Here is a 22541-nt window from a genome sequence, read left to right as displayed (position 1 = left end):
CACCTGATTTTTTTTAGGAGATTCACATGACCAACAACAACCCGCAAACCCGTGAATGGCAAACCCTGAGCAACGATCACCACCTGGCTCCGTTCAGCGACTTCAAGCAGCTGAAAGAGAAAGGCCCGCGGATCATCACCAACGCCAAGGGCGTTTACCTCTGGGACAGCGAAGGCAACAAGATCCTCGACGGCATGGCCGGCCTGTGGTGTGTCGCAATTGGTTATGGTCGCGATGAACTGGCCGATGCCGCCAGCAAACAGATGCGCGAGCTGCCTTACTACAACCTGTTCTTCCAGACGGCGCACCCGCCGGTACTGGAACTGGCCAAAGCCATCGCCGACATCGCGCCGCAAGGCATGAACCATGTGTTCTTCACCGGTTCCGGCTCTGAAGGCAACGACACCATGCTGCGCATGGTTCGTCACTATTGGGCGATCAAGGGCCAGCCGAACAAGAAAGTCATCATCAGCCGCAAGAACGGCTATCACGGTTCCACCGTGGCCGGCGCGAGCCTGGGTGGCATGACGTACATGCATGAACAGGGCGACTTGCCGATCCCGGGCATCGTCCACATTGCCCAGCCGTACTGGTTCGCCGAAGGCGGCGACATGACCCCGGAAGAGTTCGGTGTGTGGGCGGCCAATCAGCTGGAAGAAAAGATTCTGGAAGTCGGTGTCGACAATGTCGGAGCCTTTATAGCCGAGCCGATCCAGGGTGCCGGTGGCGTGATCATTCCGCCAGACACCTACTGGCCGCGCATCAAGGAAATCCTCGCCAAGTACGACATCCTGTTCGTGGCTGACGAAGTGATTTGCGGTTTCGGTCGTACCGGCGAGTGGTTCGGCAGCGATTTCTACGGCCTCAAGCCAGACATGATGACCATCGCCAAAGGCCTGACCTCGGGCTACATCCCGATGGGCGGCCTGATCGTGCGTGACGAAGTGGTGGAAGTCCTGAACGAAGGCGGTGATTTCAACCACGGCTTCACTTACTCCGGTCACCCGGTGGCAGCTGCGGTGGCGCTGGAAAACATCCGCATCATGCGCGACGAGAAAATTATCGAGCGCGTTCATGCAGAAACGGCACCGTATTTGCAAAAGCGCCTGCGGGAACTGAACGATCACCCGCTGGTGGGTGAAGTTCGCGGGGTGGGTTTGTTGGGGGCCATCGAACTGGTCCAGGACAAGGCCACGCGCAAGCGTTACGAGGGCAAGGGCGTCGGCATGATCTGCCGCCAGTTCTGCTTCGACAACGGCCTGATCATGCGCGCCGTCGGCGACACCATGATCATCGCTCCGCCACTGGTGATTACACCGGCGGAAATCGATGAACTGGTGACCAAGGCTCGCAAGTGTCTTGACCTGACCCTGAGTGCATTGCAGGGCTAAGTGCTAGGCTCTGAGCGGAAGTCCGAAGTTCTGCATATGAAGTTGGAACTTTCGCTCAGAACTGTCAGAAAGCATGACCGTTTCCTTGAAAGACCGATGTGGATCTTGCCAGACTAGCCGCGGTTCCAGTTGCCCGGGTTCGGCCGCTGAACAAGTGGTTCAAAAAAGAAAAATTTGGAGCATTACGCATGAAGGCACTAGGTAAAAAGCTCGCTGGCAAGACTCTGCTTGCCATGTCCGTGATGGGTTTGATGGCGGGCGCGGTTCAGGCCGATGACAAAGTACTGCACGTGTACAACTGGTCCGACTACATCGCACCGGACACCGTCAAGAAGTTTGAAGACGAGTCGGGCATCAAGGTTGTCTATGACGTCTTCGACAGCAACGAAACCCTGGAAGCCAAGTTGCTGGCAGGCAAGTCCGGTTACGACATCGTTGTACCGTCGAACAACTTCCTGGCCAAGCAGATCAAGGCTGGCGTCTACCAGAAGCTGGACAAGTCCAAGCTGCCTAACTGGAAGAACCTGAACACCGACCTGCTCAAGGCCGTTTCCGTGAGCGACCCGGGCAACGAGCACGCCTTCCCGTACATGTGGGGTTCGATCGGTATCGGCTTCAACGCCGAGAAGGTCAAGGCAGCACTGGGTGCCGACGCACCGACCAACTCCTGGGATCTGCTGTTCAAACCTGAAAACGCCGCGAAGTTGAAATCCTGCGGTATCAGTTTCCTCGATTCGCCAACCGAGATGATCCCGGTGGCGTTGCACTATCTGGGCTATCCAACCGACAGTCAGGACAAGAAACAACTGGCCGAAGCCGAAGCGCTGTTCCTGAAAATCCGCCCTTCGGTAGGTTACTTCCACTCGTCCAAGTACATCTCTGACCTTGCCAACGGCAACATCTGTGTGGCCGTGGGTTACTCGGGTGACATCTACCAAGCCAAGTCCCGCGCGGAAGAAGCCGGTGACAAGGTGAAAGTCAGCTACAACATTCCGAAAGAAGGTGCCGGCAGCTTCTACGACATGGTCGCCATCCCTAAGGATGCCGAAAACGTCGAGGGCGCCTACAAGTTCATGACCTTCCTGCAGAAGCCGGAAATCATGGCTGAAATCACCAACGCCGTACGCTTCCCGAACGGTAACGCGGCCGCCACGCCGTTGGTTGATAAAGAAATCACTGCTGACCCAGGCATCTACCCGCCAGCGGACGTGCTGGCCAAGCTGTACGCGATTGCCGACTTGCCGGCCGCGACCCAGCGGATCATGACCCGCAGCTGGACCAAGATTAAATCGGGTAAATAAGTAAAACCCTGTAGGAGCGAGCTTGCTCGCGATGAACCTGAGAGCACCGCGGGGTGTCAGGCACCCCGCGTCATCGTTGACGACCATCGCGAGCGGGCTCGCTCCTACAAGGGTCTGTATAAAAGTTTTGCTGGAACGGTTTTTCGAGGGTAAGTTGCGCGCCGGTTTTGTTGCCGGGCAACCACGGTTGTCATGTAGCGCGGGGCAACTTGGGCCCAACTAATTTCAGAGGACCTCCACGTGCCTATTTTTTCTTTGTTACGCAATGCCATGCTGGTGGGCGCCGGGCTGACGATGGCCGTCAGTGTCCAGGCCGCCGGTACCGTGCATATTTATAACTGGTCGGACTACATCGGCGAGACCACCCTGGCGGACTTCCAGAAAGAGACCGGGATCAAGCCGGTTTATGACGTTTTCGATTCCAACGAAACCCTGGAAGGCAAGTTGCTGGCCGGGCGTACCGGCTACGACGTGGTCGTGCCGTCCAACCACTTCCTCGGCAAGCAGATCAAGGCCGGAGCTTTCCAGAAGCTCGACAAGTCGCAGCTGCCGAACTATTCGAACCTCGACCCGGTGCTGCTCAAGCGTCTGGAGCAGAACGATCCGGGCAACCTGTACGCCGTGCCGTACCTGTGGGGCACCAACGGCATCGGCTACAACGTCGACAAGGTCAAGGCTGTGCTGGGCGTCGATACGATTGATTCGTGGGGCGTGCTGTTCGAGCCGGAGAACATCAAGAAGCTGCAAAGCTGTGGCGTCGCGTTCCTCGATTCCGCCGATGAAATGATGCCGACAGTGCTCAACTACATGGGCCTGAACGCTAACAGCACTGATCCCAAGGATTACGAAAAGGCCACCGCCAAGTTGCTTGCCGTGCGCCCTTACGTGACCTACTTCCACTCATCCAAGTACATCGCGGATCTGGCCAACGGCGATATCTGCGTGGCGATCGGTTTCTCCGGCGACATCTTCCAGGCCAAAAACCGCGCCGAAGAAGCCAAGAAAGGTGTGAACATCGCCTACTCGATCCCGAAAGAAGGCGGCGCGCTCTGGTTCGACATGCTGGCGATTCCGAAGGACTCGGCCAACGTCAAGCAGGCTCACGCCTTCATCAACTATTTGCTCAAGCCTGAGGTCATCGCTCAGGTCAGTGATTACGTCGGCTACGCCAACCCGAACCCCGGGTCGGACAAGCTGATGGAACAGTCCATTCGCACCGATGAAGCGGTTTATCCGCCGCAAGAGGTACTCGACAAGACCTACGTGTCGGTCGAGTTACCGCCGAATATTCAACGTTTGATGACCCGCAGCTGGACCAAGGTCAAGTCGGGTAAATAGCTTCAAGGCTCAAACTATCCAAGGTTGGCTCACCTTGAGCGAACTGCACTCTTTTTTTTTGGGAGTTTCGTAAATGGCAGTTGCCTCCGGCGCCTATAAGAAAGCCCTCGAGGGCGACCAGCAACCTAAACAGGTGCTGGTCAAAATCGACCGGGTCACGAAGAAGTTCGACGAGACGATTGCCGTGGACGACGTGTCCCTGGAAATCAAGAAGGGTGAGATCTTCGCCCTGCTTGGCGGCTCGGGATCGGGCAAGTCCACATTGCTGCGCATGCTCGCAGGTTTCGAACGGCCCACGGAGGGGCGCATTTTCCTCGATGGCGTAGACATCACTGACATGCCGCCCTACGAGCGGCCGATCAACATGATGTTCCAGTCCTACGCCCTGTTCCCGCACATGACCGTGGCCCAGAACATCGCTTTCGGCCTCAAGCAGGATAAGATCCCGGCGGCTGAAGTCGACGCCCGCGTCGCCGAAATGCTCAAGCTGGTACAGATGAGCCAGTACGCCAAGCGCAAGCCGCATCAGTTGTCCGGTGGGCAGCGTCAGCGTGTGGCCCTGGCCCGTTCCCTGGCCAAGCGACCGAAGCTGTTGCTGCTCGACGAGCCGATGGGCGCACTGGACAAGAAACTGCGCTCGCAAATGCAGCTGGAGCTGGTGGAGATCATCGAGCGTGTCGGCGTAACCTGCGTCATGGTGACCCACGACCAGGAAGAGGCCATGACCATGGCCGAGCGTATCGCGATCATGCACCTGGGCTGGATCGCCCAGATCGGCAGCCCGATCGACATCTACGAAACCCCGACCAGCCGCCTGGTCTGTGAATTCATCGGTAACGTGAACATCTTCGAAGGCGAAGTGATCGACGATGCCGAAGGCCACGCGATCATTACCTGCAAAGACCTGGATCGTCAGATCTACGTCGGCCACGGCATCAGCACTTCGGTGCAGGACAAGTCGGTCACCTATGCGATCCGTCCTGAAAAACTGCTGGTCACCGCCGACATGCCGACCTGCCAGTACAACTGGTCCAGCGGCAAGGTGCACGACATCGCCTACCTGGGCGGGCACTCGGTGTTCTACGTCGAACTGCCAAGCGGCAAGCTGGTGCAGTCGTTCGTGGCCAACGCCGAACGTCGCGGGCAGCGTCCGACCTGGGGTGATCAGGTCTACGTGTACTGGGAAGACGACAGCGGCGTGGTGCTCCGCTCATGAACATGCGCAAATTCAAGCGTCGACTCAATCGAATAATTCCCGGTGGCCGTCAGATGGTCATCGGGGTTCCCTTCATCTGGCTGTTCCTGTTCTTCATGCTGCCGTTCTTCATTGTTTTGAAGATCAGTTTCGCCGAAGCGGACGTGGCCATTCCTCCCTACACCGAAATCTACAGCTACGCCGAGCAGAAGCTGCAGTTGCTGCTTAACCTGGGCAACTACGCGATGCTGGCCGGTGACGAGCTGTACATCGCCGCTTACCTCGGCTCGTTGAAGATGGCGCTGTTCAGCACCATCCTCTGCCTGCTGATCGGCTACCCGATGGCCTACGGCATCTCCGTTGCCCGCAAGGAAGTGCAGACGGTGCTGGTGCTGCTGATCATGATGCCGACCTGGACCGCGATCCTGATCCGCGTGTATGCGTGGATGGGCATCCTCAGCAACAACGGCCTGCTCAACGGTTTCCTGATGAGCATGGGCTTGATCGACGAGCCGCTGCAGATCCTCAACACCAACCTGGCGGTCTACATCGGTGTGGTTTATTCCTACCTGCCGTTCATGATCCTGCCGCTGTACGCCAACCTGGTGAAGCACGACCAGAGCCTGCTGGAAGCCGCGTCCGACCTGGGTTCGAGCACCTTCAACAGCTTCTGGAAAATCACCGTGCCGCTGTCGAAAAACGGCATCATCGCCGGCTGCATGCTGGTGTTCATCCCGGTGGTGGGTGAGTTCGTGATTCCGGAACTGCTTGGCGGCCCGGAAACCCTGATGATCGGTAAAGTGCTCTGGCAAGAGTTCTTCAACAACCGTGACTGGCCGGTGGCGTCTGCCCTGGCGGTGGTGATGCTGGCGATCCTGATTGTGCCGATCATCCTGTTCAACCGCAGTCAGGCCAAGGAAATGGAGGGTAAAGAATGAAGCGCTTCCGTTTCTCCAGCCTGATGCTGGTAGTGGGTCTGTTGTTCATCTACCTGCCGATGCTGATCCTGGTGATCTACTCGTTCAACGCCTCGAAACTGGTGACGGTGTGGGGCGGCTGGTCGATCAAGTGGTACGTCGGCCTGCTCGACAACTCGCAACTGATGGGGTCGGTGGTGCGCTCGCTGGAAATCGCCTGCTACACGGCGGTGGCGGCGGTGGCTCTGGGTACCCTGGCGGCGTTCGTGTTGACGCGTATTACCCGCTTCAAGGGCCGTACCCTGTTCGGTGGCCTGGTCACCGCGCCGCTGGTGATGCCTGAGGTGATCACCGGTCTGTCGCTGTTGCTGCTGTTCGTGGCCATGGCGCAGATGATCGGCTGGCCGCAGGAGCGCGGCATCGTCACCATCTGGATCGCCCACACCACGTTCTGTGCGGCCTATGTGGCGGTGGTGGTTTCGGCGCGCTTGCGCGAGCTGGACCTGTCCATCGAAGAGGCGGCCATGGACCTGGGCGCGAAACCGTGGAAGGTGTTCTTCCTGATCACCATCCCGATGATCGCGCCGTCATTGGCGGCCGGCGGCATGATGTCGTTCGCCCTGTCGCTGGATGACCTGGTGCTGGCGAGCTTCGTGTCGGGCCCGGGGTCCACGACCCTGCCGATGGAAGTGTTCTCGGCGGTACGTCTGGGCGTGAAGCCCGAGATCAACGCCGTGGCCAGTCTGATCCTGTTGGCGGTGTCGATCGTGACCTTCCTGGTCTGGTTCTTCAGCCGTCGCGCCGAAGAAAGCCGCAAGCGTGCGATCCAGCAAGCGATCGAAGAAGCTGCCGCTGATTCGTGGAAGCAACCGGACGTGCGTCGCGCGCAGGCACCGGAAGCGGCTTGAGCCTGATGCCAGGTTGACCACAACTTTGTGGCCAACCCGGTCCATATGTGGGAGCGGGCTTGCTCGCGAAGAGGGAGTGTCAGCCGACATCATAGTCGCCTGACACACTGCATTCGCGAGCAAGCCCGCTCCCACATTTGTTTATGCGATCCATGGGGATCGGCGAATGACCTCGACGAAATTCATCGGCTTGAATCCCGGTTCCTGATCCACCAGCACATCCGTCTTCACATTCCCGAACGTAGTCTGTGGACGATGACGCAAGCCATCGGCAAACGCGCAGATGATGCACTCCTTGAACCCCTCGCCCCGTGGATGCGCATGCACCACCGCTTCACGCTGCACGGTGGAGAACGCCGCGTAGTCCATGCCCAGCACGTCCATCTCGACTCCAGCCGTTACCAGTGCCACGGTGGGCCGCAAGTGCTGAGGAACGCCCGGTGTGGTGTGCAGGGCAATCGATAGCCAGACCTGTTCGATATCGTCGTCGCTCAGCCCGTAAGGCTTGAGAAATGCGGCTGCCGCATTGGCTCCATCGACTTCGAAGCGCTCGTTGTCGCTTCGGTGACCCTCCACCAGGCCCAGGTCGTGGAACATCGCGCCGACGTACAGCAACTCCGGGTTGTAGGCCAATTGCTTGCGCTCACCGCTCAGGGCGCCGAACAGGAATACCCGACGTGAGTGGTGGTAGAGCAGGTCCGATTCGATGTCACGGATGTATTCGGTGGTGGCCTTGGCCAGCGCGCTGTCGGGGATCCTGATGCCGGCGATGGTGGTGCTCATGGAGTTTTCCTCGTCGTGAACGCCTGGGTGGCGCTGAGGGTTTCAGTCTGTTCCGCCCCTCGAAACCGGACAATCGCGCCATGGCTGCGATCCCGGCCAATGAGCATGCATATCGCGCCAACCTCGCTTGTTGGAGCTGGATTGGCTAGGGTGCATGCAGCCCCTGTAGGAGCGAGCCTGCTCGCGATGGCGTTCAACGATGACGCTGGCTGCCTGAATGAACGCGGTGTCCTCACGTCCATCGCGAGCAAGCTCGCTCCTACAAAGGGACGGTGCAATCAGATCCAAAGGAGGCGATTCACGTCATGAGTAAAACCATCGCCATCGTGGTCTTCGCCGGCGTCCAGTCGCTGGATGTCACCGGGCCCATGGATGTGTTTTCCGAGGCCAATCGATTCCTTGCCCCGCAGGATCACTATCGGCTGGAGGTGATCGGCGTCGAGCACGGGATGATGGCGTGCTCCAACGGTTTGGCACTCAATGCCCATCGGCATTTCAGCGAAGCGCTCGAGGCGTACGACTTGTTGTTGGTGGCTGGCGGGCCGCAATTGCCGTTCATGAGTTTCGGCGTGGCGTTCGACACCTGGCTGCGCGGGGCCTGCGGGCGGGCGCAACGGTTTGGCTCGATCTGCAACGGCGCCTTCATGCTCGCACGGGCGGGGTTGCTGGAGGGGCGCACGGTCACCACGCATTGGCAGGACGCATCGGATCTGGCGGCGCTGTGTCCCTCGTCCCGGGTGGAAGCGGATCGTCTGTACGTTGAGGACGGCGATCTGTTCACCTCGGCCGGGGTCACAGCGGGGATCGATCTGTCGTTGTATCTATTGGGCCGGGATCACGGGCCGGAAGTGGCACTGAATGTCGCCAAGCGGCTGGTGGTGTTCACCCAGCGTTCGGGCGGACAGTCGCAGTTCAGCCCGTTCCTCACGCCCCACGCCGAACCGACTTCGGCGGTGGCGATGGTCCAGCATTACGTGCTGGCCAACCTGACGGGCGATTTAGCCATCGCTGACCTGGCCAATGCGGCCAACATGAGTGCGCGCAATTTTTCCCGGGTGTTTGCCAGGGAAGCGAAAATCACCCCGGCCGAGTTCGTCGAGCGCGCGCGGGTCGATGCGGCGCGGGTGATGCTCGAAAGCACGCGTGCGCCGCTCAAGACCGTGGCCTATCAGTGCGGTTTCCGCGATGCCCAGCACATGCGCAGTGTGTTCAATCGCAGATTGGGGGTGACGCCGCAGCAATTCAGGTTGAATTTTGCGGCGATGGTTTGAGCTGACATTTTTGTTGCCTGTGAGGGCCTCTTCGCGAGCAAGCCCGCTCCCACATGAGATCGCGTTCCAATGTGGGAGCGGGCTTGCTCGCGAAGAGGCCGGTCCAGCCAATGCAAAATTACTGAGCAGCCCGCGCCGGCAACAGCTTCAACGTACTGCGCGTATTGGCCGTGACTTCTTCATCATTGAGATGCGCCTGGAAATACATCCCTTCGATGTAGGCCTCGGCTTGATCATCATAGTGATTGTCGAACACTACACCGCTCTGGCCAACCGGGTTAACGGTCAGGCTGTGGGCCGGGTCGGCGAAGTCGATCAGGCGCCGGGTCGAAGGGCCGTAGGTGACGGGCCAGGGTGCCGGGCCAATCTTCGCCGAGAGGTTGTTCGGCACTTCATGGCTGCCGGGGGCGGCGAAGGGGCCGACGTTGAAGACCAGGTCCAGCGGCTTTTGTTGGCCCAGCGGATGACCATGGGTCAAGGTGTGCGCGCTACCCCACCGCCATTGCGAGGCGTCTGCGCCGAGGGTGCTCTTGAGGTGTGCGAGGCTGGCTTGCCAGGCGGCCTTCACCGTGTCGGCGCGGGCTTCCTTGCCGAGGGTGCTGCGGTTGTCCCACCACGGTGAATCGGCGCTGGCGGCCAGGCGGGGGAGTGCGGCGTCGATCACCCGGGTCGAAAGCAGCGTTTCGAAGAATTCGTTGCCCAGCTCATCGTGCATCGTCGCGTCAGCCAGATTGAACAGGAACTGGTTGAACAGCGTGGCGCTGGTGGAGTCGAGCGGGTAGTCGCCTTTCCACTGGGCCAGTTGCTCCACCAGTTTGAGTTCGGCGGGGTCGCTCAGCACTTCGCGCAACACCGGCAGCAGCGGCGCCAACAAGCGCGGGCCGTAGGCGGTGGTAGTGCCCAGCTGCAGTTTCTGGCTGTTTTCCAGGTCCCATTTCACGGCTTTGTCGCCGAGCTGGCGATTGAGCTGCTGACCACGATCGGCAAGGTTGTAATAGCCGGGAATCTCCATACCGGTCGGCGACACCGGCTGGAAGTTGGCCGATACGATGTAGCCCCGCGCCGGGTTTTCTTCCTGAGGGTTGGCGCTGAACGGGTAGAAGCCATCCTTGTCGGCCTCGGCGGTGCTGCCGTCGAGGATGAACCATGGGCATACACCCGCCGGACGTTTCGGCAGTTGCGCCGCCGCCCACCAGCCGATGTCACCCTTGGCATTGGCCCATACAACGTTCAGGCCCGGTGCCTGGATTTTTGCTGCGGCACTGCGGGCCTTGGCCAGGGTGTCGGCGCGGTTGAGCTGGTAGAAACCGTCCAGGATCGGGTTCTGGCTTTCGAGAAACGCCCACCACATTGCAATCGGTGTCTTGCCGACGCCGCTGCCCAAGGCATCGTTGACGATTGGGCCGTGGGGCGATTGACGCAGTACCAGCGTCACCGGTTCCTGGCCCTTGACCGCAATCTTCTGTTCGCTGGTGACCATGTCCACCCACTTGCCGCGATACCAGACCTGATTGGGGTTGTCCGGGTTGACCTTCTCGGCGATCAGGTCGAGGTCATCGTTCTGGAACATGGTGATGCTCCAGCCGAAGTCGTTGTTCATGCCCAGGGAGGCGAACGGCATCAAGGCCTGGTAGTGGCCGTAGAGTTCAAAGCCCGGCGCGGAGAGTTGGGCTTCGTACCACACCGACGGCGCGGAGAAACGGATATGCGGATCACCCGCCAGCAGAGGCTTGCCGCTTTGGGTCCGGCTGCCCGCGACGACCCAGGCGTTACTGCCCTCGAACTGGGGCAGGCCGTTGTCAGCCAAGGCCTGTTCGCTCAGGCGGGCGAGGGCGTTGAGGTCTTTCCAGTCGGCGCTGGCCAGGGAAGGTGCGGTCCCGTCGAGCACGCCTTTGGACTGCCAGTCGAGATCGAAAACGCTCAGGTAGTCAGGGCCCAGTTGATCGCGCACGAACGTCAGCAAGGGTTCGGTACGAAATGCTGCCGCAAAACTGTAGGCCATGTAACCGGCGATGCTGATGGTGTCCTGGGCGGTGAACGGGCGTTTTGGAATGCCCAGCACATCGAACTCCACGGGTTTGGCGTGGCTGTCCTGATACTGGTTAATGCCGTCCAGATAGGCCTGCATGGCGATGAAAGAGGGTGACTGTTTGTCGAGATTGGCGAAGTAGGTTTCGGCGCGTTCGCGAATGCGCAGGCTGCGCATCAGTTTGTCGGTGTCGAGCAGCTTCGGTCCGAGCACCTCGGCCAGTTCGCCACGGGCCAGACGACGCAGGACTTCCATCTGGAACAAGCGGTCCTGGGCATGCACGTAGCCGAGTGCGCGATACAGGTCGGTTTCGTTGTCGGCGCGAATATGCGGAACGCCGCGCTCGTCGTAGCGCACAGTGACTGAGCCTTGCAGGTGTTGCAGTTCCACCATGCCCTGGCGTGACGGCTGCTTACTGTAGAGGTACCAGCCGGCTCCGGCGGCCAGCACGACGATCAACAGCGCGAGAGCGGTCAAGCTGCGTTTCATGGGGACTCCTTGTTGTTATTGTGATTCCAGGTGCCACTGTGTAACACGACGCGCCGGTTTGGCGCATCGCCCGTAGGAGGGATTCGTATTGGCGTGTCTTTGCTTACTTCGCCGGATCGACAGGCCACGGGCAGTAACACCCCACGGCCAGTGTGTGCGTGGCGCTCACCGCTCGGCCTTCATCCAGCGCTTGCAGGATGGGTTCGATAAAGCTGTTGCCGGAGTTGCAGGTCAGGCCTTCGCTGTAGGGGCCGAAGTAGGCCAGTTTGCCGCTGCGGTCCCAGATCGCCACGGCCGGGCTGGCGGGGATCTGTTCGGAACCGTGCAGGACGTCGATGGTTTTCAGGCGGTTCAAGGTGCCCGGTAACTGGCCATGGCTACCGGGTTTTTGCACGGCGTAGAATTCCACGCCATGGGGTACATAGCGCTCGACCAGTTCGGTAAGGTGTTGCTGATTGCCGACGTTGCACGGGCAGGCCGGGTCCCAGAAATGCACCAGGCGGATGGCGCCAGGGCCTGCGAGGTCATCGGGAAGGCGCAGCGGATCACCCGAAAACATTGCCGTGTGCTCGCTGAACGCCCGCAGGTAACGCCCCTGGAACCAGTCGTAGGCCGCCCACAATACGCCGGCACACACCACGGCGAGCAGGCTGGCAAACAGGGTGGCGCGAAGGGGCGGGTGCATCGGTTCAGTCCTCGAAGGTCGGCTAGCTTGCCATGCTTGCCGCGACAGATGAATATCGCAGGCCTATAAAGTCCGTTTCACGCTCTGGAATCGTCCATGCCGGCCACTTTCGACCCCGATCTTCTACGTGCAAGCTTGCTGCCACTGGCGGCCGGACAGCCGTTGTCGGCTCAGGCGAAGGCCTACCAGCAGTTCTACGGGCTGGATTTTGCGCCGCGTCAGCTGCGCAGCGGTCTTGGGCGCTTCGAGGTCGATGGATACGAGCTGGTCAGCCAGTTCTGGTGGCCCGAGCGGGCGAAAGCGACGCTGTTTGTCATCCACGGCTTCTACGACCACACCGGGCTCTACCGGCATGTGATCGAGTGGGCACTGGACCAAGGCTTTGCGGTGATTGCCTGCGACCTGCCGGGGCATGGTTTGTCCAGTGGCGAGCGGGCGAGCATCAAGGATTTCGCCGAGTACCAGGACACGCTGCAGGGGTTGTTCAGCGAGGCGCAATCCCTCGATTTGCCGCAACCGTGGCACCTGTGCGGACAAAGTACTGGTGGGGCGATCGTGATCGATCATGTGTTGAATGCGGGGGCGAGCAGCCCGGCCCAGGGTCAGGTGATCCTGTTGGCACCGTTGGTGCGGCCGCGGGCGTGGGGTTGGTCGCAGCTGAGCTATTACTTGCTCAGGCCTTTCGTCAAAGCCATCGCCCGGCGCTTCAGCGAGAACTCCAACGACCCGGCCTTTCTGCCGTTCCTGCAAGCCGATCCATTGCAGCCGCTGCGTCTGCCGACGGCCTGGGTGGGCGCGCTGGCACGCTGGATCAAACGCGTTGAAGCGGCGCCGGTCAGCACCAGGCGGCCGCTGATCGTGCAGGGGCAGGCGGACATGACCGTGGATTGGGAACATAACCTTGAAGTGTTGCGGGGCAAGTTTGATAGGCCGCAGGTCCTGATGTTGCCTGAGGCGCGGCATCATCTGGCGAATGAAACACTGGTGATGCGGCAGGAGTATTTAGGGTTTTTGACCAAGCGGATCAAGGGTCGGAATCTTTAGTGACAGTTCCGGCCCCTTCGCGGGCAAGCCCGCTCCCACAGGTTTCGCGGTGATCACAAAATAGTGGGTTGACTCAAAACACTGTGGGAGCGGGCTTGCCCGCGATAGCGATCTGTCAGGCGCCGATAATCATTGGCTCAGGTTCGAATTGCTCTGCCCCACCGCCAACCCCGCGCGAATCGCCGCCAGTGCCGCCCGATAGTAAGCCTGGCCTTGCGTCGATTCGGCAAAGGTCGCGAACTCTTCCAGCTCGTCGTCCGACAGGTCGCGATAGACATACAGCAGCGTGTTGTTCAGGTCGCTGCCAATCTGGTCCATCAGGCGCTGGCGCTGGCCGTTGAGCATGCCCTGGGCCTGACCGGCACCGAGCAATCCCGGGATCATCGAACTCAGGCTGTCGGCGGCCACACCGGCAATCGCCAGACTGACTTCCGCGCCGGCCTCGCGAGCAGGCAGCGCTTGTGCCAGATGGCCGATGATCAGCAGGCGGCTGTCACTGGCCTGCATCTTTGGCAAGCCTTTGGCATTTTTCGCCAGTTGGTCGCGGCGTGTCGCCAGCAACTCGGCAGCGACGATTTTCTTGCCCAGAGGCGACTGGAAAAACGTCAGTGCAGGTTTTGGATCGGCGAGGTTCTTGCGCAATTGCGCTTCGGCGCGCTGGTCCACGGCCTGGGCGGAAAATCGCTGATTGCTGTTATTGACCAGAGCCTGATACACCGCCGGAGGCAGGCTGCCCTGATAGCGTTGCTGGGCAGCCGAGAGGGCGTCGTTGAAATGCGCGCGTTGTTGCGGCCAGCCGGCGACCTTGTACAACTGGTCGTGGCCGTCTGCCCAGGCGGGCAAAACGCAGAACATCAGCAGTGATAAAAGCAAACGGCGCATAGGGACTCCAGTCAGCAGGCGACTATTCTCCGTGTGGCATCCGTACTTGTCGAGAATTCGTATCAACCCGCTGCGCGGCTCTGTCGGATTTTCGGGCACAGGAATACTATGCGCGCCATGCAAATATCCTCTGATCACCCGCTGCTGTTACGAATCGTCGACGACCTGGCCGAGCATGGCTGGTCGCAGCAGAATATTTTCCTGCCTCAGGACCTGACCCGAGCGCTGGCGGCCGAGTGTCGCAAACGTGCTGCCGAGGGTGAACTGGCTCCGGCCGCCGTGGGCCGAGGGCCGTCGTCGGAGATCCGCGAAGGGATTCGTGGCGACCATATCCAATGGATCGACCCCGGCCAGGCCGAGGCTTGCGACAGCTATCTGAGTTTGATGGACAGCCTGCGCGAGGCGATCAATCGTGGTCTGTTTCTCGGCCTTGAGGATTTCGAAAGCCATTTTGCGATGTACCCGCCCGGGGCGTTCTACCTCAAGCATGTCGATCGCTTTCGCGATGACGACCGGCGCATGGTTTCAGCGGTGGTTTACCTCAATGATGGCTGGCTTCCCGAGCACGGCGGCCAGTTGCGCATGTACCTCGACAACGATCGCGTCCACGACGTGCAGCCTACCGGCGGCTGCCTGGTGGTGTTTCTTTCCGGAGAGGTTCCCCACGAAGTCCTGCCCGCGACCCGCGATCGTCTGTCGCTGACGGGCTGGTTCCGGCGGCGCGGCAACGAGCCGTTCTGATCATGCAGAAAATTCTCGTCAGCCGCTGCCTGTTGGGCCACCGCGTTCGTTACGACGGCGGGGCCAGCGGGCCGTTCGATCAGCTTCAGCAATGGCTCGACGAAGGTCGGATCGTACCGTTGTGCCCGGAGGTCGCCGGTGGTTTGCCAACGCCTCGGGCGGCAGCGGAAATTTCAGGCGGGCAGGGCGCACAAGTCCTCGATGGCCAGGCCGCGGTGATCACCACCGAGGGCGAGGATGTCAGTGCACAGTTTTTGTCGGGGGCGTATCAGGCGCTGGAACTGGTGCAAAAACACGGCATCCGCATTGCTGTCCTCAAGGCCAACAGCCCGTCCTGCGGCAACCTGCTGACCTATGACGGGACGTTCAGCGGGGTGAAGGTCGATGGCGAGGGCGTGACGGCGGCGCTGCTCAAGCGTCATGGCGTGCAGGTGTTCAGTGAGTTGGAACTGGCTGAAGCGGCTCAGGCATTGGCTGCGCAGGACTGACCAACACAACCCCCCTGTGGGAGCGGGCTTGCTCGCGAATGCGCCGGGTCAGTCGATATTAATCTTGTCTGACACACCGCCTTCGCGAGCAAGCCCGCTCCCACAAAGGATCTCACCCCTCATCAAGGTTTCGGCACTTCGCCCGCATCCGCCCCCAACCACTTCTGCTCCAGCGCGTGCATTCGCCCATCATCCTTGATTCGCTGCAGGGCGCTCTCCAGGCTGGCATGGAACGCCGGATTTCCCTTCTGAAAAGGAATCGCCAGGCTCACGACCGGGTTGGTTTTGGGCTTCTCTTCGGTCAACGACTGCACCAGCAGAATGGAACGCGGTTCTTCTTTTTGCGCGATCAATTGCGCACGGGCTTGAACGTAAGGTTCGCTGAAATCGAAACGATCCCTGAGATCCGGGGTCACTGCTATGTGGTTGATAGCGATGTCGTATTTGCCGCTTTCGACGCCGGTCAGCAGATCGCTGCCGTCGGTGACGACAAAGTCGGCCCGGACATCGAGTTCACTTGCCAGCAGTTGGCCCAGTTCGACTTCGAAGCCGGCGAGCTTGTCGCCATCCTTGAAGTTGAAAGGGGGAGTGTTGGCTTCAACGGCTATGCGCAACTCGCCCCGGTCGTTGACGTCATCAATCAGTTCGGCATGAGCCAAAGGGCTCAGAAGGGGTAGCAGGCAGATCAGGCCAGGCAGAAAGCGCATGGTCACTCCTTTGAATTTATTATCGCGACCCTCTGATTCAGGCTCGCTTTGCTAAGGTTGTCGAGTGCCTTCGACAACGAATGGCCATGAAGTTGTCATGGTCACGCGGATTTTACGAAAAAACTGGAGAAGAGAATGAAAACCTTTATGTCACGTGCTGCTTTGGCTGGCCTGTTGATGGGTGTTTCGGTGCTGGCCAGTGCTGCAACGCCGGCTCCGGAAGGCGCTAAAGTGTCGATCGTGTCTCCCAAGGACGGCGCGAATATTCCACAGACTGTCGTCGTCAAGTTCGCTGTCGAGAATATTGCCTTGGCACCGGCGGGCGATCCCACCAAGAACACCGGACATCACCATTTGCTGATCGATGTCGATGAGTTGCCAGCCGCCGGAGTACCGATCCCCAAAGACGCCAATCACCAGCATTTCGGGGCCGCGCAGACCCAGGCTGAAGTCACGCTCACGCCGGGCAAACACACCCTGCAGCTTGAACTGGGCGATAGCAACCACATGCCGTTCGATCCGCCGATCGTTTCCGAGAAGATCACCGTCAACGTCAAGTAACGTTATCGCGTCAATGAAAAAGGGAGCCCGAAGGCTCCCTTTTTTGGCTCAAGCCGCAATCAGAACAACACACGACTACGGATGGTGCCTTTGACGTGTTGCAGCTTCTCTTGCGCCAGGTCCGAGTACTCGGCGTCGACGTCGATCACCACGTAGCCGACCTTCTCGTTGGTCTGCAGGAACTGACCGGAGATGTTGATGCCATTTTCGGCGAAGACTTTGTTGATCTCGCTGAGTACACCCGGAATGTTTTCGTGGATGTGCAGCAGGCGGTGCTTGCCAGGGTGAGCCGGCAAGGCCACTTCCGGGAAGTTCACGGACGATACCGACGTACCGTTGTCGCTGTACTTGACCAGTTTTTCCGCGACTTCCAGACCGATGTTGGCCTGGGCTTCAGCGGTAGAGCCACCGATGTGCGGGGTCAGGATCACGTTGTCCAGGCCACGCAGCGGGCTTTCGAATTCTTCGTCGTTGGAGCGTGGCTCCACCGGGAATACGTCGATGGCCGCGCCGATCAGGTGCTTGTCCTTGATGGCAGCCGCCAGGTGGTCCAGTTCGACCACGGTACCGCGGGCGGCGTTGATCAGGATGCCGCCTTTCTTGATGGCGCGGATTTCTTTCTCGCCCATCATCCACTGGGTGGCGGCGGTTTCCGGTACGTGCAGCGAAACGATGTCGGACATCGCCAGCAGCTCGTGCAGGTTGCCTACCTGAGTGGCGTTACCCAATGGCAGCTTGGTGATGGTGTCGTAGAAGTACACCTGCATGCCCAGGCCTTCCGCCAGGACCGACAGTTGAGTACCGATCGAGCCGTAACCGACGATGCCCAGCTTCTTGCCACGGATCTCGAAGGAGTTGGCCGCGCTCTTGATCCAGCCGCCACGGTGGCAGGAAGCGTTCTTCTCAGGGATACCGCGCAGCAGCAGGATCGCTTCGGCCAGCACCAGCTCCGCTACGGAACGGGTGTTGGAGTAGGGCGCGTTGAACACCGCGATACCGCGTTCGCGGGCAGCGTCCAGGTCGACCTGGTTGGTGCCGATGCAGAAACAGCCGACCGCAACCAGCTTCTTCGCGTGATCGAAGATCTCTTCGGTCAGTTGAGTGCGCGAGCGAATGCCGATGAAGTGAGCGTCGGCGATCTTTTCCTTGAGCTGGGCTTCCGGCAGAGAACCCGTGAGGTACTCGATGCTGGTGTAGCCCGCCGCCTTGAGGACGTCGACAGCCGATTGGTGGACGCCTTCGAGAAGAAGGAACTTGATCTTGCTCTTATCGAGAGAAGTCTTGCTCATCTGCGTAAACCTGTATCCCGGAGAAAATTGGCAGGAAATGGTCAACAGACGCTGACCCGAGCGGCATGACAGCCGTCGCCGCAGAATAGCCGTTGGGCACTATGCTGCGGGGTCGGTATGCTAGCATATGCGCCCCGCTAAACACTCATTCCTGCGACGTGAAGCGTTCTCAGGATGACCATGAATTGTTCGAGAGTTCTGTCGATGACCAATCCTGCCCTGATTGAAGAGCTGAAGACCCTGGTTGAGCCTGGCAAGGTGCTGACCGATGCCGACTCCCTGAATGCTTACGGTAAGGATTGGACCAAGCATTTCGCCCCCGCTCCGACCGCCATCGTGTTCCCCAAGACCACCGAGCAGGTCCAGGCCATTGTCCTGTGGGCCAATAAACACAAGGTCGCGCTGGTGCCGTCCGGCGGTCGCACCGGCCTTTCCGCCGCAGCGGTAGCGGCCAATGGCGAAGTGGTCGTGTCGTTCGACTACATGAACCAGATCCTCGACGTGAACCTCACTGACCGCACCGCCGTGTGTCAGCCGGGCGTGGTCACCGAGCACCTGCAGAATGTGGCCGAAGAAAACGGTCTGTACTACCCGGTGGACTTCGCTTCGGCAGGATCGAGCCAGATTGGCGGCAATATCGGCACCAATGCCGGCGGGATCAAGGTGATTCGCTACGGAATGACCCGCAACTGGGTCGCTGGCATGAAGGTCGTCACCGGCAAGGGCGACGTGCTGGAACTGAACCGTGACCTGATCAAGAACGCCACCGGCTACGACATGCGCCAGCTGTTCATCGGGGCTGAAGGTACGCTCGGGTTCGTGGTCGAAGCGACCATGCGCCTCGATCGCGCGCCGAAAAACCTGACCGCAATGGTCCTCGGCACCGCCGATTTCGACTCGATCATGCCAGTGCTGCACGCCTTCCAGAGCAAACTCGACCTGACTGCCTTCGAATTCTTCTCCGACAAGGCCCTGGCCAAGGTCATGGCCCGTGGCGACGTGCCGGCGCCGTTCGAGTCCGACTGCCCGTTCTACGCGCTGCTGGAATTCGAAGCGACCACCGAAGAAGTGGCCAACCACGCCCTGGAAACCTTCGAGCACTGCGTCGAGCAGGGCTGGGTGCTGGACGGCGTGATGAGCCAGAGCGAAACCCAGCTGCAGAACCTGTGGAAGCTGCGCGAGTACATTTCCGAAACCATCTCCCACTGGACGCCGTACAAGAACGACATCTCGGTCACCGTATCGAAAGTCCCGGCATTCCTGAAGGAAATCGACGCGATCGTCGGCGAACACTACCCGGACTTCGAAATCGTCTGGTTCGGCCACATCGGCGACGGCAACCTGCACTTGAACATCCTCAAGCCGGATAACCTGAGCAAGGACGAGTTCTTCGCCAAGTGCGCCACGGTCAACAAGTGGGTGTTCGAAACCGTCGAGAAGTACAACGGTTCGATCTCCGCCGAGCACGGCGTGGGCATGACCAAGCGGGATTACCTGACTTACAGCCGTTCGCCGGTCGAGATCGAGTACATGAAAGCGGTCAAGGCAGTGTTCGACCCGAACGGCATCATGAACCCGGGCAAGATCTTCGCGGTTTGAGCTGCAAACCTTAGGCACCCTTGAAGGCAGGAGACGGTAAATGAGTTATCAGCACCAGTATGTCGACGGAACGCGTATTCATTTCCCGTTGGGGAAAGTGGTGTGCATCGGCCGCAACTACGCCGAACACGCCAAGGAACTGGATAACCCGGTGCCGACCGAGCCATTGCTGTTCATCAAGCCGGGCAGTTGCGTGGTGCCGCTGGAAGGCGGATTCAGCATTCCCACTGAGCGCGGCTCGGTGCACTACGAAGCGGAAATCGCGGTGTTGATCGGCAAGCCGTTGTCGACCAGACCGAGCCGTGAAGAAGTGCTCGACGCCATCTCCGGCTTCGCCCCGGCCCTGGACCTGACCCTGCGCGACAAGCAGGCCGAGCTGAAATCCAAGGGCCTGCCGTGGGAAATCGCCAAGTCCTTCGACGGTGCGGCGGTGATTGCTCCGTTCGTGTCCGGCAGCACCTTTGCCGACCTGACCGACATTGGCATCCGCCTGACCATCAACGGCGAAGTGCGCCAGGACGGCAACAGCAGCGCAATGCTCAACCCGATCGTGCCGATGATCCAGCACATGGCCGGCTGCTTTTCGTTGCAGGCCGGGGATGTGATCCTCACCGGCACGCCAGTGGGCGTTGGTCCGCTGAATGTCGGTGACGAGATCGTCCTGGAACTGCCGGGCGCCAGCCGCTTCACCAGCAGCGTTCGCTAGTTGTAGCGCCGCTGTACCTGTGGGAGCGGGCTTGCTCGCGAAGAGGGCGTGACAGTCGACATAAGTGTTGCCTGACACACCGCTTTCGCGAGCAGGCTCGCTCCCACATTGGTTTTGTCGTGGCCTGTAGATGACTCACCCTGTCATTTCCCGTTTTTTTCACATCCAGTCTGGATAATTTCAGGGCTATTGGCCTCTGAACCGGCCCCAAACTGTGCTATTACCCCTAGCCTGAATTTCTGGAACGCATTCCCCAATGGCCACTCCTCCGCTATCCGCGCTTAAACCTGCACGTCACTCTCGCTTCAGCCTGCGTTGGCACACCTGGCTGTTGCTGGTGGCCGTTGTCGCCTACGGCGTTGCATTTGCCATGCACTGGGATTCGCGGGGCGTGCTCTGGGTGAAAGAGCAATTCAAAAGCCCGGACGAGCGTCAGGCCAGTATCTGGCTGCCGGACTATCGGGCGGTGATCGATGCCAAGCCGTTGCCAGGCATGGAGAAGGACGAAGCATCGGACGTGGCCTATGACCCTCAGACCAAGACCCTGTTTTCGGTCATGGGCAAGAACCCCTTCCTGGTCGAGTTGAGCCTGCAGGGTGATGTGCTGCGCAAAATGCCATTGGTTGGCTGGAGCAACCCTGAGGGCGTCACCGTGCTGGGCGACGGCCGACTGGCCATTGTCGATGAGCGCGAGCATCTGATCGCTATCGTCAAGGTCGATGCCGACACCCGCGAACTGAACATCGCCGATTTCCCGAAATACGACCTCGGCCCTTCCAAAGACCAGAACAAAGCCTTTGAAGCTGTTACTTGGGATCCGCGCAATCAGCAACTGGTGCTGGGTGAAGAGCGCCCGCCGGCATTGTTTGCCTGGAAGGGTGACGGCAAGGTCCTGACCGGCGACAAGCTGAAGCTGGCCAGCCATGCACTGGACATGCGCAACCTGTCGGCGCTGGCCATCGATCCGCGGACCGGCCACATGCTGGCGCTGTCCGCCGACTCGCACCTGTTGCTGGAGCTGGACAAGAAGGGCGAGCAGGTCAGTTTCATCACCCTGTTGCGTGGCTTCAACGGCCTGAAAAACACCATTGCGCGTGCCGAAGGCGTAACCATGGATGAAGCGGGCACGCTGTACATAGTGAGTGAGCCGAACCTGTTTTATCGCTTCGAAAAACAGAGGTAATGCCTCTGTGTATGCGTAAAAGGCCCGCGGCCATTAAGCTTCAGTTCAGACGGGCGTGATATTTCATCCGCCTGTTTTGACCCTGAGTCCAACCGAATGCGTCGATTTGCCCGCCCCAAATCCCTGATTCTGATCCTGTCGGTGATCTCGCTGATCGCCGTGGTTGCGCTCGGCCAATACCTGCGTCTGTTCGAGCGTGCCTGGTTCAATCTGCATACGCTGTGGCAGCCGCTGAGTTCCCAGGCCATGGGCCTTGATCAATACCGGGTCGTGACCGAAGCGCAGGCGATCGATGGCCTGGCGGACAACGTTTCAGCGTTGACCTACGACCCGGTGCGCAAAAGCCTGTTCACCGTCACCAACAAACACAGCGAGCTGATCGAGTTGTCCCTCGACGGCAGGATTTTGCGCCGTGTGGCGCTGGTCGGTTTCGGCGATCCGGAGGCGGTGGAATTCATCAGTGAGGACATCTATGTGGTCACTGATGAAAGCCAGCAGCGGCTGATCAAGATTCGTCTGGAGCAGGACACCACTTTCGTCGATGCGGCAGACGCCGAGCAGATGACCATTGGCGTCCACATGGGCGGCAACAAGGGTTTCGAGGGCCTGGCTTACGATTCTGTGGGCAAGCGCCTGTTCGTCGCCAAGGAGCGCAACCCGATGCTGATCTACGAGGTGCACGGTTTCCCGCGCTTCAATCCTGAGGAATCCTACTCGATACATGTGATCAACGATCCCAAGCGTGATGCCGGGATGTTTGTGCGGGATCTTTCGAGCCTGCAATACGACGAGCGCAGCGGGCATTTGCTGGCACTGTCGGATGAGTCACGGTTGATTCTGGAACTGGATGTGAGCGGGCGTCCGCTGAGCACAATGTCATTGGGCAAGGGGCGCCAGGGCCTGCAAAACACCGTGCCGCAAGCGGAGGGGATCGCCGTGGACGACGACGGTACGTTGTACCTTGTCAGCGAGCCGAACCTGTTCTACGTGTTCAAGAAACCACAGCCCTGACAAACAACGCATAACCCTGTGGG

Annotated in this window: 21 protein-coding genes and 1 pseudogene; 15 read left to right on the top strand and 7 right to left on the bottom strand. The window is 59.9% G+C overall.

Annotated features, from left to right (window positions below; all coding sequences use genetic code 11):
- Positions 1-26: 26 nt before the first annotated feature.
- Together ACXX83_RS23500 and ACXX83_RS23495 are read left to right on the top strand one after the other, a co-directional pair.
- Entirely contained in the window at positions 27-1391 is a 1365-nt protein-coding gene (locus ACXX83_RS23500; RefSeq protein ID WP_458549736.1) for an aspartate aminotransferase family protein, read from the top strand.
- A 188-nt stretch (positions 1392-1579) separates the two neighbouring features.
- Positions 1580-2692, top strand: coding sequence for a polyamine ABC transporter substrate-binding protein (locus ACXX83_RS23495; RefSeq protein WP_015097272.1), 1113 nt, complete (start codon positions 1580-1582; stop codon positions 2690-2692).
- 3 nt (positions 2693-2695) lie between these two features.
- On the opposite strand, the pseudogene ACXX83_RS23490 reads toward ACXX83_RS23495, so the two are convergent.
- Positions 2696-2779, bottom strand: a pseudogene (locus ACXX83_RS23490) (outer membrane lipoprotein carrier protein LolA); the annotation flags it as partial.
- 153 nt (positions 2780-2932) lie between these two features.
- Between ACXX83_RS23490 and ACXX83_RS23485 the strand changes: the two are divergent.
- The 4 genes from ACXX83_RS23485 (at position 2933) to ACXX83_RS23470 (ending at position 7050) form a co-directional block, all read left to right on the top strand.
- Positions 2933-4030, top strand: a complete 1098-nt coding sequence (locus ACXX83_RS23485) for a polyamine ABC transporter substrate-binding protein (protein ID WP_458549735.1) — start codon at positions 2933-2935, stop codon at positions 4028-4030.
- A gap of 73 nt (positions 4031-4103) precedes the next feature.
- Positions 4104-5246 carry an ABC transporter ATP-binding protein gene (locus tag ACXX83_RS23480; RefSeq protein WP_008048747.1) on the top strand — a complete coding sequence of 381 codons (1143 nt, stop codon included), beginning with the start codon at positions 4104-4106 and terminating at the stop codon, positions 5244-5246.
- A gap of 35 nt (positions 5247-5281) precedes the next feature.
- Positions 5282-6163, top strand: a complete 882-nt coding sequence (locus ACXX83_RS23475; RefSeq protein WP_191624904.1) for an ABC transporter permease subunit — start codon at positions 5282-5284, stop codon at positions 6161-6163.
- On the top strand, positions 6160-7050 hold the full coding sequence (locus ACXX83_RS23470) for an ABC transporter permease subunit (protein WP_015097268.1): 891 nt from the start codon (positions 6160-6162) through the stop codon (positions 7048-7050). Before ACXX83_RS23475 ends, ACXX83_RS23470 begins: the two co-directional genes overlap by 4 nt.
- 141 nt (positions 7051-7191) lie before the next feature.
- Here the strand turns inward: ACXX83_RS23470 and ACXX83_RS23465 are convergent, their stop codons facing one another.
- Entirely contained in the window at positions 7192-7833 is a 642-nt protein-coding gene (locus ACXX83_RS23465) for an HD domain-containing protein (RefSeq protein ID WP_458549734.1), read from the bottom strand.
- A gap of 305 nt (positions 7834-8138) precedes the next feature.
- On the opposite strand from ACXX83_RS23465, the gene ACXX83_RS23460 reads away from it, so the two are divergent.
- The gene (locus tag ACXX83_RS23460) at positions 8139-9104 is read left to right on the top strand and encodes a GlxA family transcriptional regulator (protein WP_458549733.1); all 966 of its coding nucleotides are present in this window, start codon (positions 8139-8141) and stop codon (positions 9102-9104) included.
- Between the two features lie 118 nt (positions 9105-9222).
- On the opposite strand, the gene ACXX83_RS23455 is transcribed toward ACXX83_RS23460, so the two are convergent.
- Both ACXX83_RS23455 and ACXX83_RS23450 read right to left on the bottom strand, forming a co-directional pair.
- Positions 9223-11622 carry a penicillin acylase family protein gene (locus ACXX83_RS23455; protein WP_458549732.1) on the bottom strand — a complete coding sequence of 800 codons (2400 nt, stop codon included), beginning with the start codon at positions 11620-11622 and terminating at the stop codon, positions 9223-9225.
- A 103-nt stretch (positions 11623-11725) separates the two neighbouring features.
- Positions 11726-12307, bottom strand: a complete 582-nt coding sequence (locus ACXX83_RS23450) for a DUF6436 domain-containing protein (protein ID WP_458549731.1) — start codon at positions 12305-12307, stop codon at positions 11726-11728.
- A 96-nt stretch (positions 12308-12403) separates the two neighbouring features.
- Between ACXX83_RS23450 and bipL the strand changes: the two genes are divergently transcribed.
- Positions 12404-13351, top strand: coding sequence for a phospholipase BipL (gene bipL / locus ACXX83_RS23445; RefSeq protein WP_458549730.1), 948 nt, complete (start codon positions 12404-12406; stop codon positions 13349-13351).
- Between the two features lie 129 nt (positions 13352-13480).
- On the opposite strand, the gene ACXX83_RS23440 is transcribed toward bipL, so the two are convergent.
- Positions 13481-14233, bottom strand: a complete 753-nt coding sequence (locus ACXX83_RS23440) for a DUF2059 domain-containing protein (RefSeq protein ID WP_458549729.1) — start codon at positions 14231-14233, stop codon at positions 13481-13483.
- A 108-nt stretch (positions 14234-14341) separates the two neighbouring features.
- On the opposite strand from ACXX83_RS23440, the gene ACXX83_RS23435 reads away from it, so the two are divergent.
- The gene (locus ACXX83_RS23435; protein ID WP_458549728.1) at positions 14342-14974 is read left to right on the top strand and encodes a 2OG-Fe(II) oxygenase; all 633 of its coding nucleotides are present in this window, start codon (positions 14342-14344) and stop codon (positions 14972-14974) included.
- A gap of 2 nt (positions 14975-14976) precedes the next feature.
- On the top strand, positions 14977-15462 hold the full coding sequence (locus tag ACXX83_RS23430) for a 2-thiouracil desulfurase family protein (protein WP_458549727.1): 486 nt from the start codon (positions 14977-14979) through the stop codon (positions 15460-15462).
- 122 nt (positions 15463-15584) lie between these two features.
- Here ACXX83_RS23430 and ACXX83_RS23425 read toward each other — a convergent pair whose 3' ends face one another.
- A complete protein-coding gene (locus ACXX83_RS23425) occupies positions 15585-16169 on the bottom strand; it encodes a transporter substrate-binding domain-containing protein (RefSeq protein ID WP_458549726.1) in 585 nt (194 codons plus the stop codon).
- A 135-nt stretch (positions 16170-16304) separates the two neighbouring features.
- On the opposite strand from ACXX83_RS23425, the gene ACXX83_RS23420 reads away from it, so the two are divergent.
- Complete coding sequence (locus tag ACXX83_RS23420; RefSeq protein WP_015097257.1) at positions 16305-16730, top strand: DUF4399 domain-containing protein; 426 nt, start codon at positions 16305-16307, stop codon at positions 16728-16730.
- Between the two features lie 59 nt (positions 16731-16789).
- Here ACXX83_RS23420 and serA read toward each other — a convergent pair whose 3' ends face one another.
- Entirely contained in the window at positions 16790-18019 is a 1230-nt protein-coding gene (gene serA, locus ACXX83_RS23415; protein WP_007976393.1) for a phosphoglycerate dehydrogenase, read from the bottom strand.
- A gap of 204 nt (positions 18020-18223) precedes the next feature.
- Here serA and ACXX83_RS23410 point away from each other — a divergent pair, with 204 nt between their 5' ends.
- The 4 genes from ACXX83_RS23410 to ACXX83_RS23395 all read left to right on the top strand — a co-directional run bounded on the left by ACXX83_RS23410 (position 18224) and on the right by ACXX83_RS23395 (position 22518).
- On the top strand, positions 18224-19618 hold the full coding sequence (locus tag ACXX83_RS23410) for a D-2-hydroxyglutarate dehydrogenase (protein WP_032829505.1): 1395 nt from the start codon (positions 18224-18226) through the stop codon (positions 19616-19618).
- Between the two features lie 40 nt (positions 19619-19658).
- Positions 19659-20324 carry a fumarylacetoacetate hydrolase family protein gene (locus tag ACXX83_RS23405; RefSeq protein ID WP_015097256.1) on the top strand — a complete coding sequence of 222 codons (666 nt, stop codon included), beginning with the start codon at positions 19659-19661 and terminating at the stop codon, positions 20322-20324.
- A gap of 256 nt (positions 20325-20580) precedes the next feature.
- Positions 20581-21507, top strand: coding sequence for an SdiA-regulated domain-containing protein (locus tag ACXX83_RS23400; RefSeq protein WP_458549725.1), 927 nt, complete (start codon positions 20581-20583; stop codon positions 21505-21507).
- Positions 21508-21603: 96 nt separating this feature from the next.
- Positions 21604-22518 carry an SdiA-regulated domain-containing protein gene (locus tag ACXX83_RS23395; RefSeq protein WP_458549724.1) on the top strand — a complete coding sequence of 305 codons (915 nt, stop codon included), beginning with the start codon at positions 21604-21606 and terminating at the stop codon, positions 22516-22518.
- Positions 22519-22541: the final 23 nt, after the last annotated feature.

This window comes from Pseudomonas sp. GNP012, from assembly GCF_054343835.1.
This window is presented reverse-complemented; position numbering and strand designations above follow the sequence as displayed.